The sequence below is a fragment of the Paraburkholderia humisilvae genome (assembly GCF_902859855.1).
Taxonomy (GTDB): domain Bacteria; phylum Pseudomonadota; class Gammaproteobacteria; order Burkholderiales; family Burkholderiaceae; genus Paraburkholderia; species Paraburkholderia humisilvae.
The window spans coordinates 105,360-117,184 of the sequence record NZ_CADIKH010000022.1 but is presented as its reverse complement, the minus strand read 5'-3'; the positions used below and the strand labels follow the sequence as shown (position 1 = coordinate 117,184).

The window sequence follows — 11,825 nt, the reverse complement described above, 5'->3', positions numbered from 1 at the left end:
GCCGTTCACCGCGTCGGTGCTAGTCGCGTTCAGTGCGCCCGCCTTCACGTTGGTGAGCGTCGTGCCGGCCGTGCCGCCTGCCAGCGTGACCTTGCCCTGGGTCGAATCGTCGTATGCGACGAACGCGTTCGTTACGTTGCCCGATGTGTCAACGTTCAGGCCCGCCGCTTTCAGCTGCGCGAGGTTCACCGCGTCCGAGTCGGCCGAGCCCGCCTTCACGTTCGTGATCGTCGTGCCGTTCGTGCCGCCCGCCAGCGTCACCTTGTCATGTGAGGACGCGTCATACTTCACCGTGTCGGCCAGTTCGCCGTTGATGTTCGTGATCTGCGTGTTCAGCGAGCTCACGTTCTGGTTCGTCGCATACAGTTGCGCGCCGTTCACCGCGTCGGTGCTAGTCGCGTTCAGTGCGCCCGCCTTCACGTTGGTGAGCGTCGTGCCGGCCGTGCCGCCTGCCAGCGTGACCTTGCCCTGGGTCGAATCGTCATAAGCGACGAACGCGTTCGTCACATTGCCCGATGTGTCAACGTTCAGGCCCGCTGCTTTCAGCTGCGCGAGGTTCACCGCGTCCAGGTCGGCCGTTCCCGCCATCACGTTCGACAGCTTCGTGCCGCTCGTGCCATTGAATGTGACCTTGTCATGCGCCGAGGTGTCGTACTTGACCGCATCGACCGAGCCTGCGGCTGCCTTCATATCGACCGCAGCGAGTGCCGAGCCGACATCCGAGTAGGTGCCGCCCGCGACGTTGTACGTCGGCTTCCTGATCGAGCCGTCCGTGTTGACGCCCGCACCGCCGCCGAGCGTCGACGTCACGCCCTTCAACTGCGACACATTGACAGCGTCGTAGTCTTGCGTACCGGCCGCTACGTTGATGATCTGGCGACGCACGAGGCCCGTCCCCATGCCCGGCACGGCGGACGAACCGACTGACACCGTGTTCGCACGATTGTCGTCCGAGCTGTTCGCACCCAGCACCACGCTGTTCGCGGTGCCGACGACGATGTTGCTGCCGATACCGACTGAATTCTCGCCGCCCACCGACACACCGCTGCCGATCGCGACGGCGTTCGCCGCACCGGTGTTGACTTCGGTACCGTTACTACCGATGGCAACAGCATTTTCCGACGCGACCGAAGTTGCAACGCCAATCGCGACAGCGGAATCTGCACCGACGGCGATGTTCTGGCCGACCGCCACACCATTCGCGCCCAGCACGCTGACGTTCTGACCGGCTGCCACAGCGTTGTCCGCATTGGCGTGCGAGTTCAGACCGATTGCGATGCCGTTTTTGCCGATCGCGTCGGTCGGAGTTGACAGCGTGGTCGGGCCCGAGACGATCAGTTGGTCCGGCGTCTTGCTGGACTGCGTCGCGCCGAGCAGCATCATGGAAGAACGGAGCATGCCGTTGCTCTGCACGCCATTGCTGGCGATCGCCGCGCCAATGGCCGTGTTCATCTGGCCGAGCGTGACCGCGTCACTGACACCGGTTGCGTCCGCAACGTTTACGATGCGGCGTTTGGAGGTCGCAGAGCCTACGGCAAAAGTATTGGCCTGGGTGGCCGACGAGCCGTAACCGACAGCGACGGAATTCGTCGCCATCGCACGGGCGTTTGCGCCGATTGCGAGGGCGCCGTCGCTCATTGCCTGAGCAAAGCCACCGATTGCAACGGCGTCCTGACCGGCAGCGGTCGCGTCCATTGCGTTGGTTTGACCGAATTTGACGTACTTCAGCTTGTCAGCAATTTGCGCGGTCGACGCTGTGGCATCGGTAATGCGGCTGTCAAGCGCGTTGACTGCGCCATCGACACCGTCAACGGTTTTGCCGCCCACCGTGTATTCGGGTTTGGAGAGTGAGCCGTCCGCATTCACCGCTGAACTGCCGCCAAGCGCAGCCGCCGTACTGCTGGCTGTGTTGTACAGCTGGGAACCGTTGATTGCGTCCGTGCTGGAAGCGTTGATTGTGCCTGCCTTCACGTTCGTAATCGACGTGCCGGCCGTACCGCCGGCCAGCGTGATTTTACCCATGGTCGAATTGTCGTACGCAACGAACGAGTTCGTCACGTTGCCCGACGTGTCGACATTCAGACCCGCTTCTTTCAATTGTGCGACGTTCACGGCATCAGCACCGGACGTACCCGCAGCCAGGTTGGAAACCTTCTGTCCCTGCATATCGACGGCACTGTGGAACGTCGTGGTTTTCCAAACATCGAGATAGCCGCCGATACTCATGGAGTCTTGAGCAGGTACGTTATCGTCCTTTCCGGCGTGTGAAGTGGAGCTATAGACGTAGATGTTCGCACCGGGCGAGACCGAACCCGGTGCGTTTCCGTAGGCAATTCCTGTCGCAACCTTGCTGGAACCCTCAGCACCGACCTTGCAATTGTCAGCGGTAGCTGCACCGTTATAGATCGTGCTGTCCTGAATGCTATAGCACACGGTTCCCGGTTGATTATTGAATATCATGGCTGCGCTGCTTTCTTGTGAAGCAAGGCCGGAGATGGCGGTGACAACAATCGCAGTCGCCACTTTGCCAGCAGTCTTCCCTCGCCCCTTCGCATTCTCCTGCACCGCCATCCACGTACCGGTGGATTCATTCCAAACTGACCGATAAGCCTTATTCATCAAGCAATCCTAAAAATATATAGATGATTCGCATACCTGATCACTTATGGAGTGATCACGCGGTGATGTGCAACACATCCCGCGGCGCCGCCCGAACGGTGCCGTTAGCTAACGAAACTGAATACTGGAGACCAGGCTCCGGGACAGAACGGTCGCGAATCGCCGTCCTATATCAATCGATCGGAGCCGCAGAGTTGGATAGTTTGGAGAGCAGACAATCTGCCCAACCCATCTACCGCGAGGTGAACTTTATTTGTGCCCCTTTCGCGCCGATATCGGAATACTCCGAATCGGCACCTTGTCAGCAAACCTTATTGCATTAAAGCAACAACAAGGGGTGAATAAGTGCCAAAGAAAGGAATACGAAAGAATTTATTGAGGGCGTCTGGCTGCGCAATCGCATCGGCGGCGTGCAACCGTTCCCGTGCAGTGGGAGCAAGGCAAATGGGAGAAAGGAGGGGGTTGATACGCTATGCGCGGGCGCAAGAGGGTCGCTCAACCGAAAGCGCGTCTATCGGCAATTCGAGCAGCAGAACGTTAGCAGGACAGCGAACAGCTCGGATATCAGAAGGGTTTGATGACGACCAGCGCCACAGCCGCCAGCATGCCCAGCACGGGCAATTCATTGAACATGCGATACCACTTATGCGAACGGCGATTCTCACCGCGTTCGAAGCGCCGCAACAGCACACCGCAATAGGCGTGGTAACCGATCAATAGCACCACCACGCCGACCTTCGCGTGAATCCAGCCTTGCCCGCGCCCGATCCCGACCGCAAGCCATAGCCACAGTCCGCAGGCAAGCGCCGGCACCGCGATGAACGACATGAATCGGAACAGCTTGCGGGCCATGATCAGCAATCGGGCGATCGCCGCAGGCTCCGTTTCCATCGCGAGATTGACGAAGATCCGCGGCAGATAGAACAAGCCGGCAAACCATGCGGCGATCAATACAATGTGAAACGTTTTGATCCAGAGCATCGGCGAGTCCTTTGTCGTTCGAATGTGAGCAATGCTTACTGACGTCCCTCGCCATGACCCAACACCACATACTTCAATGAAGTCAAACCGTCGAGGCCGACCGGCCCGCGCGCGTGCAGCTTGTCGTTGGAAATACCGATCTCGGCACCCAGGCCGAACTCGAACCCGTCGGCAAAGCGCGTCGATGCATTGACCATCACGCTGGCCGAATCCACTTCACGAAGGAATTGCATTGCCCGATCGTGATCGTCGGTGACGATCGCATCGGTGTGCGCCGACCCGTACGTGTTGATGTGCTCGATCGCTTCGTCAACGCCTTCGACGATCTTCACCGCCAGAACCGGTGCAAGGTACTCGGTGCGCCAGTCCTCTTCGGTCGCATCGACCAGCGGTGCGACGCCGGCAGCGTGCAGCACCGCGCGCGCCGCGGGGTCCACGCGCAGTTCCACATCCTTTTGTCGATAGAGTTTGCCGAGCGCCGGCAGCACGTCCGCGGCAATGCCACGCGCAACCAGCAGCGTTTCCATCGTATTGCACGTGCCGTAGCGATGGGTCTTCGCGTTATCGCAGACATTCATCGCCTTCGCGATATCGGCCCGATCGTCCACATACACATGGCAAATACCGTCGAGGTGCTTGATCATCGGCACGCGTGCTTCTTCCATCAGCCGCGCGATCAGGCTCTTGCCGCCGCGCGGCACGATCACGTCGATGTATTCGGTCATCGTGATCAGCTTGCCCACCGCCGCGCGATCCGATGTCGCGACAACTTGCACCGCGTCCTGCGGCAAACCGGCCGCGTCGAGCCCTTCACCGATCAGCTTCGCGAGCGCCGTATTGCATTCGAGCGCTTCTGAACCGCCGCGCAAAATCGTCGCGTTGCCTGACTTCAGACACAGCGCCGCCGCGTCGATCGTCACATTCGGCCGCGATTCGTAGATGATGCCAATCACCCCGAGCGGCACGCGCATCTGACCGACCTGAATCCCGCTCGGCCGGTATTTCAGATTGCTGATTTCACCAATCGGATCCGGCAGCGCGGCAACCTGCCGCAAGCCTTCGACCATCGTCTTCAGTGCCTTGTCCGAAAGCGTCAACCGGTCGACGAACGCCGCATCCTGACCTTTCTCCCGGGCGCGGGCGACATCGCGCGCGTTGGCTTCCTTCAACACCGCCGCGTCGCGCTCGATGGCCTGGGCGACCGCCTCGAGCGCCGCATTCTTCGCCGCCGTCGACGCCCGCGCCATCGCGCGTGAGGTACGGCGTGCGCGGCGCCCGAGGTCGGTCATGTACTGGTCGATATCCATGGTGATTCTCGTCGGACCGTGCCGCTTCAGGCACAGCCGCTGTCAGTTAGCGAACGTTGCGTCGATTGTAAGTCGAGGAAGCGATGTGTGCGTCGCGTTGAGTCGATTGGACACGTGTCGCCGCGCGAACAACACAGGTGCGGGCACGCTGCCGGCCTGCCGTCGCAGCAGTTAAGACGGCCGCCTCGCGGAGCCCGGCGCCGGCGACGGTCGCCCGCCGCCCGCCGGCACTCGCGGCGAAACACCCGCCGCATGCGTGGCTTTGTCCGCACGAGCCGGCGCTGCCACCGTCATGGCGAGCTCGAACAGTCCCGCCCACGGATCGGGGGGCGGATCGCCGGCGCGGTTGCCCGGCGTGCTGCCGGACAGCCCCTTCACCTGCCGATCCAGCCGCGCAGCCAGCCCGAGCGCCTTCTCCAGCGCGCTCTCCGTCACGCGCGACAAGGCCGGCCCGATCAACCGCTCGCGCGGCCCCCAAACGCGGTTCTCACGTGTCAGCATCGCGAGCGGCTTGCCCGCCGCGACGCCGCGTTTAATGCGCAGCAGCGTGCGGATCTCCTCAACCACCGCCCATAGCACCAGCACTGCCGCCTCGCCTTCACCCCGCAAGCCGTCAAGCATCCGCGACAGGCGACCGACGTCGCCCGCCAGCATCGCTTCATTCAGCTTGAACACGTCGTAGCGCGCGACATTCAGCACCGCGTCGTGGATCTGTTCGAACGTCAGCACGCCGGTCGGATACAGCAGCCCAAGCTTTTGAATTTCCTGATGCGCCGCGAGCAGGTTGCCTTCGACCCGCTCCGCCATGAATTGCAGCGCCCGCCGTCCTTCGTCGCCCGGCACGACGCGCTGCTGCTGCAGCGCGAGGCGTTGCCCGATCCAGTTAGGCAACTGCGCACGCTCGACTGGATCGATCTTCAGCGCAACGCCTGCGTCGGCAAGCGCGGTGAACCAGCCCGCCTTTTGCGTCGCCGCGTCGAGCCGCGGCAGCGTGACAAGCGTCAGCACATCGGGATTCGACGCGTCCGCGAGCGTCTTGATCGCCTCCGCACCGTCCTTGCCGGGCTTCCCGGTCGGAATGCGCAGTTCGACCAGTTGCCGATCGCCGAATAACGACATCGACTGACTCGCGCCCAGCAGCGTGCTCCAGTCGAAGCCGCGCTCGACCGTAAACACATTGCGGTCCGAAAAGCCCGCCGCGCGCGCCGCGGCTCGAATCCGGTCGCAGGCTTCCTGTGCGAGCAGATGCTCGTCGCCGTACACGACATAGAGGCCGGCGAGCCCTTTCGCGAGGTGCGATTCAAGCGCATCAAGTCGCAGTTGCATGGCAAACCACCCTTAAAGCGGCGGCGGCGGCAATGGCGCGCGCGGCACCACGGCCGGCACTTCCTGGCCCGGTTCCGGATGCAGCGACTTCACAATCGCAAGGCGCCGCCAAAGCTGATCGACCGCATCGTTACGCATGTCCGCATAGAGAATGTCAGCCTCGGCCGCCTTCGACTGCGAGAACTGGTCGCTATAGGTCATTGCCCGGTTCAACGAGATCACGCTGGGCGGAATCAACAGGGTCCCGTCCTTGCCGACCAGCGAGTACGTGATCGAATAGGACAACGCATATTCCTCGACCACGCCAAGGGAATTCAGCGTCAGCACGCTGCTGCCGAGTGACTCCGTGATCCGCAGTATCGCGTCGGCGTTCGCGGGCGAAGTCACGACGACCGTGTCGCTGCCGCCCTGGATAATGCGGGTCAAGCGTGCGGAAAACGCCGGCGCCGCGCCGCTGATGGCGAGCCGCTTGAACGCGTAGTCCTCCTGGCCGCGCAGCTGGAAGCCACAGGCGGACAGCATCACTACGCCGCATGCGAGCGTCAGAAACGATCTGCGAGTCACTTTGGCTCCTGGTTCGCGGTTAATTCCGCGGCGATCGGCGAGACGCGACAAATGCGTGAGCTCCCATCCATGCGCGCTGCCATCACGCGACGATATTGACGAGCCGGCCCGGCACGATAATCACCTTCTTCGCCGGCCGCCCTTCGCCGAACTTCGCGAACATCTCATGCGCAAGCGCGGCCTGTTCGATCGCTTCGCGCGCGGCGTCCTTCGCAACGGTCAACGCACCACGCACTTTGCCATTCACCTGCAGCACCAGCTCGATCTCTGCCTGCTCGAGCGCCGTTTCGTCGACCTTTGGCCAGGATGCGTCGAGCAGCGTACCCGATTCTTCCGCGTACCCGAGCTCCTGCCACAACTGGAACGTGACGTGCGGCACGACCGGGTACAGCACACGCAGCAAGATGCCATACGTCTCACGCAGCACGCAGGGTGGCACGTCGCGCGCCCCTTCAATGGCGTTGAGCATCTTCATCGCGGCCGATACGACGGTGTTGTACTGCAAACGCTGATAGTCGAAGTCGGCCTGCTTCAGCACGCTGTGAATCTCACGGCGCAGCGCTTTGCCGGATTCCTTCAGCTGCGCGGCATCGAACGACGCGCGCGCGCTCAGCACCGCCTGATTCGCCTGCGCAAATGTCCACAAACGGCGCAGAAAGCGGCTTGCGCCCTCAACGCCCGCGCCCGACCACTCGAGCTGCTGCTCCGGCGGGGCCGCGAACATCGTGAACAGACGCGCGGTGTCGGCGCCGTACTGGTCGATCAGCACCTGCGGGTCGACGCCATTGTTCTTCGATTTCGACATCTTCTCGACACCGCCCAGCTCGACCGGCTGGCTGTCGGCATTCAGCGTGGCACCGACCGGACGCCCTTTGTCGTCATGCGTGACGGCCACGTCAGCCGGGTTATACCAGGTCTTCTTGCCTGCCTTGTCCTCACGATAGAACGTCTCGTTCAGCACCATCCCTTGCGTCAGCAGATTCTTCGCGGGCTCGCCGAAGCTGACGATGCCAAGGTCGCGCGACACCTTCGCCCAGAAGCGCGAGTACAGCAGGTGCAGAATCGCGTGCTCGATGCCGCCGATGTATTGATCCATTGGCATCCAGTAGTCCGTGCGTGCGTCGACCATCGTCTTCGCATCCGGCGCCGCATAGCGGTAGAAGTACCAGGCCGAATCGACGAATGTGTCCATCGTGTCCGTTTCGCGCTTCGCGGCGCCGCCGCATGTCGGGCACGTGCAATTCACGAATGCTTCAGACTTTGCAAGCGGGTTGCCCGTACCGTCCGGCACGAGGTCTTCAGGCAGCACGACCGGCAAATCCTGCTCGGGCACCGGCACGTCGCCGCACGTCGGACAGTGGATGATCGGGATCGGCGTGCCCCAGTACCGTTGGCGCGAAATGCCCCAGTCGCGCAGGCGATACGTAATCTGCTTGTCGCCGTAGCCAAGCGTTTTCAGATCGACCGCAATCGCGTCGACGGCCTGCTGGTAGTTCAGCCCGTCGTACTTGCCACTGTTGATCAGTACGCCGTTTTCCTTGTCGCCGTACCACTCCTGCCACGCGTCGGTCGAGAACGTCTTGCCTGCGACCGCGACTACCTGCCTGACCGGAATGCCGTATTTCTTCACAAACGCGAAGTCGCGCTCGTCGTGCGCCGGCACGCCCATTACCGCGCCTTCGCCGTAGCTCATCAGCACGTAGTTGCCGATCCACACCTCGACCGGCTCCTGCGTGAGCGGATGCGTGACATGGAAGCCGGTCGCCATGCCTTTCTTTTCCATCGTCGCCATGTCCGCTTCGGCGACGCCGCCGTGCTTGCATTCGTCGATGAAGGCCAGCAGTTCGGGCTTGTCCTGTGCCAGCCGCGTCGCGAGCGGATGCTCGGCGGCGACCGCGCAGAACGTCACGCCCATGATCGTATCGGCGCGCGTGGTGAACACACGCAGCAGCTTCTTCTCGCCGTCGATCTCGTACGGGAAGCCGAAATTCACGCCGAAGCTCTTGCCGATCCAGTTCTGCTGCATCACCTTCACGCGCTCGGGCCAGCCAAGGCCTTCGAGGTCGCTCAGCAGTTCATCCGCGTACTGTGTGATGCGCATGTAGTACATCGGGATTTCGCGCTTCTCGACCGGCGCGCCCGAGCGCCAGCCGCGGCCGTCGATCACCTGCTCGTTCGCCAGCACGGTCTGATCGACCGGGTCCCAGTTCACCGTGCCGGTCTTCTTGTACGCGATACCCTTCTCGAGCAGCTTCAGGAACAGCCACTGATTCCACTTGTAGTAGTCGGGCTTGCAGGTGGTGACCTCGCGTGACCAGTCGATCGCGAGGCCCATCGACTGCATCTGCCCCTTCATGTACGCGATGTTGTCGTATGTCCACTTCGCCGGCGGCACATTGTTCGCCATCGCGGCGTTTTCGGCCGGCATGCCGAACGCGTCCCAGCCCATCGGCATCAGCGTGTTGTAGCCGTTCATCCGCAGATAGCGGTACATCACGTCGTTGATCGTGTAGTTGCGTACGTGCCCCATGTGCAGCTTGCCCGACGGGTACGGCAGCATCGACACGCAGTAGAACTTGGGCTTGCTGGCGGCTTCCGTCGTTTTGTAGGCGGCGGTCGCGCGCCATTGCGCTTGCGCGGCCTTTTCGACGTCGGAGGGAACGTATTTTTCGTGCATGGTTCGGTGGTGTCGCTCGCTCGGTGCTGATGCACCGGACGGGTGCTCGGCTGGATGTGAAATGTCGGCGATCCCCTGTATTAAGGGGAAAGCGAGGATTATACCGTTCGGAACGGGGCGCGCCTCACGCCTGTGGCAGGCGAACGATAGGGATCGGCGAGCGGGTGCTCGGGTCGCGCCCGCGCGTTTCACCCGACAAATGGCCGCAGTGAAGCGTGTGAATGACGCCAGGGCTTCAAGGCGGGGAGCGCGAGCCGCCAGTCGGCTTGCTGGTGGCGTCGGCAGGAGCGCCGTCCGCTGCGCTGCCCGAATGGCCGGCCACCGGCGGCTGCGTCACAAACCCGATACGCTCGAGCCCCGCCTGCTGCGCCGCGCCCATCACCTGCGCGATCACTTCATAGCGTGTGCTTCGCTCGGCGCGCAGATGGATCTCCGGCTGTTCCTTCTGCTTGCCCGCTTCGGTGAACCGCGCACGCATTTCATCGAGCGTGACTGGCTTGTCATTCCAGTAGATTTTCCCCGCCGCATCGATCGACAACGTCACCGTCTGCGGCGTCTCGCGCGCCTCGGACGCCGCCACGCGCGGTAAATCCAGTTTGATCGCATGCGTGAAAAGCGGCGCGGTGATGATGAAAATAACGAGCAGCACGAGCATGACGTCGATCAGCGGCGTCATGTTGATGTCCGCCATCGGTGCGGCTGTCTTGTGCTTGTCGAGTCCGCCGAATGCCATGCTGTTCTCCGCTTCGCGGCGCGGTTGCGCCCGTATCACCGTTGCGCGGCGGCATTGCGGCTCGCCTGCCCGGTGATGTCGCGCGGCCGTTCGGCAGGGGCGCACACGTACGCGTGCAAGTCGTGAGCAAAACCGTCGAGCTCTTCGGAAAGCTGCCGCACGAGGCGCCCGAGCACGTTGTACGCAAGCACAGCCGGAATCGCCACGACGAGCCCGAAAGCCGTCATGATCAACGCCTCGCCGACCGGCCCGGCGACATTTTCGATCATCGCCTGCCCGCTCTCCGCGATACTGCCCAGCGCGTGATAAATGCCCCATACGGTGCCGAGCAAGCCGACAAACGGCGCCGTGCTGCCGACCGACGCCAGCAGCACCTGCCCGAACTCCAGCCGCCGCTGCGACTGGCTGAGCGCCTCGCGCAATGCGCGCAGCACACGTTCACTGCGCTCGACGCGCGCGAGCATCGCACCCGGCGTTTCGGTTTCCGACGCGCGCAGTGCGGCTTCCGCCAACGGCGTGAAAACGCGCTCGCTATCGGCGCGCCGCAGCGCGGCAATCCCATCGGACAACGTCGACGCCTGCCAGAACATCGCGATCGCGCGCGATGCCTGGCGCTTCGCGCGCCCGAGCATCCAGCCTTTGACGATCAGAAAGCACCAGCTGGCAATCGACATGGCCGCCAGCACATACGCGACGCCGTGCGTGATCGCATCACTGGTTTGCAGATAGTGGAGGATGCCGGTGCTAGCCATCTGACCTCGCTATTCGAAACGGGAAGGCGGCCAACGCGGCCACTCAGCGCAAGCCCAGCACGTCCTGCATATCGTACAGACCGTTCGCACGCCCCGCGAGAAACCGCGCCGCGCGCAGCGCGCCCTGCGCATACGACAGCCGGCTCGCCGATTTGTGCGTGATCTCGACGCGCTCACCGGTGCCGGCGAACAATACCGTATGGTCGCCGACGATATCGCCGCCGCGGATCGCGGAAAAACCGATCGTCGACGGATCGCGTTCACCGGTTACGCCATGACGGCCGTACACCGCGCAATCGTCGAGCTTGCGGCCGAGCGCGTGGGCGATCGTTTCTCCCATCGTCAGCGCGGTACCCGACGGCGCATCGACCTTATGACGATGGTGCGCCTCGATAATCTCGATGTCGTAGCCGTGCGCGAAATGGCGTGCCGCGAATTCCAGCAGCTTTAGCGTGACATTGACGCCAACGCTCATATTCGACGAAAACACGATGCCGACCTTGTCGGCCGCGGCGCGCAACTGCGCTTTTTGCGCTTCGTCGAAGCCCGTCGTGCCGATCACCAGCTTCACGTTGTGGCGCAGCGCCGCTTCGACGTGCGCGATCGTCCCTGCCGGGCGCGTGAAGTCGATCAGACAATCGGATCGTGCAAGCACGCCGTCGATATCGTCAGTCAATGCGACGCCCGTCTGCTTGCCGAGAAATGCGCCCGCGTCCTGGCCCAGTTGTGACGTGCCCGCGCGATCAAGCACGCCCGAAAGCGTCATGTCAGGCTCGTTCAGAACGGTTTCGACAAGCATGCGGCCCATACGGCCCGATGCGCCGGCAATGGCAATTTTCATGGCTGACTCGACCTGCGTGACAAAA

9 protein-coding genes are annotated in these 11,825 nt (G+C 62.7%); all 9 read right to left on the bottom strand.

The window, feature by feature from the left end; genetic code table 11:
• A partial coding sequence (locus HV796_RS23050) for an ESPR-type extended signal peptide-containing protein (protein ID WP_425497098.1) occupies nucleotides 1-2,619 on the bottom strand: 2,619 nt, incomplete at its 3' end.
• A 564-nt stretch (nucleotides 2,620-3,183) separates the two neighbouring features.
• Nucleotides 3,184-3,600, bottom strand: coding sequence for a CopD family protein (locus tag HV796_RS23045; RefSeq protein WP_175228817.1), 417 nt, complete (start codon nucleotides 3,598-3,600; stop codon nucleotides 3,184-3,186).
• Nucleotides 3,601-3,635: 35 nt separating this feature from the next.
• Complete coding sequence (locus tag HV796_RS23040) at nucleotides 3,636-4,907, bottom strand: glutamate-5-semialdehyde dehydrogenase (protein WP_175228816.1); 1,272 nt, start codon at nucleotides 4,905-4,907, stop codon at nucleotides 3,636-3,638.
• 171 nt (nucleotides 4,908-5,078) lie between these two features.
• Nucleotides 5,079-6,233 carry a DNA polymerase III subunit delta gene (gene holA, locus HV796_RS23035; RefSeq protein ID WP_175228815.1) on the bottom strand — a complete coding sequence of 385 codons (1,155 nt, stop codon included), beginning with the start codon at nucleotides 6,231-6,233 and terminating at the stop codon, nucleotides 5,079-5,081.
• Between the two features lie 12 nt (nucleotides 6,234-6,245).
• Nucleotides 6,246-6,797, bottom strand: coding sequence for an LPS-assembly lipoprotein LptE (locus HV796_RS23030; protein WP_175228814.1), 552 nt, complete (start codon nucleotides 6,795-6,797; stop codon nucleotides 6,246-6,248).
• 82 nt (nucleotides 6,798-6,879) lie between these two features.
• Nucleotides 6,880-9,474 carry a leucine--tRNA ligase gene (gene leuS / locus HV796_RS23025; protein WP_175228813.1) on the bottom strand — a complete coding sequence of 865 codons (2,595 nt, stop codon included), beginning with the start codon at nucleotides 9,472-9,474 and terminating at the stop codon, nucleotides 6,880-6,882.
• A gap of 235 nt (nucleotides 9,475-9,709) precedes the next feature.
• The gene (locus HV796_RS23020) at nucleotides 9,710-10,207 is read right to left on the bottom strand and encodes an ExbD/TolR family protein (RefSeq protein WP_175228812.1); all 498 of its coding nucleotides are present in this window, start codon (nucleotides 10,205-10,207) and stop codon (nucleotides 9,710-9,712) included.
• Between the two features lie 35 nt (nucleotides 10,208-10,242).
• The gene (locus tag HV796_RS23015; RefSeq protein WP_175228811.1) at nucleotides 10,243-10,959 is read right to left on the bottom strand and encodes a MotA/TolQ/ExbB proton channel family protein; all 717 of its coding nucleotides are present in this window, start codon (nucleotides 10,957-10,959) and stop codon (nucleotides 10,243-10,245) included.
• Between the two features lie 43 nt (nucleotides 10,960-11,002).
• Nucleotides 11,003-11,800 carry a 4-hydroxy-tetrahydrodipicolinate reductase gene (gene dapB / locus HV796_RS23010; protein ID WP_175228810.1) on the bottom strand — a complete coding sequence of 266 codons (798 nt, stop codon included), beginning with the start codon at nucleotides 11,798-11,800 and terminating at the stop codon, nucleotides 11,003-11,005.
• Nucleotides 11,801-11,825: the final 25 nt, after the last annotated feature.

Coding starts and splice junctions, on each gene's coding strand:
- HV796_RS23015 (WP_175228811.1), bottom strand. CDS start 10,959: ATGGCTAGCACCGGCATCCTCCACTATCTGCAAACCAGTGATGCGATC.
- HV796_RS23040 (WP_175228816.1), bottom strand. CDS start 4,907: ATGGATATCGACCAGTACATGACCGACCTCGGGCGCCGCGCACGCCGT.
- leuS (WP_175228813.1), bottom strand. CDS start 9,474: ATGCACGAAAAATACGTTCCCTCCGACGTCGAAAAGGCCGCGCAAGCG.
- HV796_RS23020 (WP_175228812.1), bottom strand. CDS start 10,207: ATGGCATTCGGCGGACTCGACAAGCACAAGACAGCCGCACCGATGGCG.
- dapB (WP_175228810.1), bottom strand. CDS start 11,800: ATGAAAATTGCCATTGCCGGCGCATCGGGCCGTATGGGCCGCATGCTT.
- holA (WP_175228815.1), bottom strand. CDS start 6,233: ATGCAACTGCGACTTGATGCGCTTGAATCGCACCTCGCGAAAGGGCTC.
- HV796_RS23045 (WP_175228817.1), bottom strand. CDS start 3,600: ATGCTCTGGATCAAAACGTTTCACATTGTATTGATCGCCGCATGGTTT.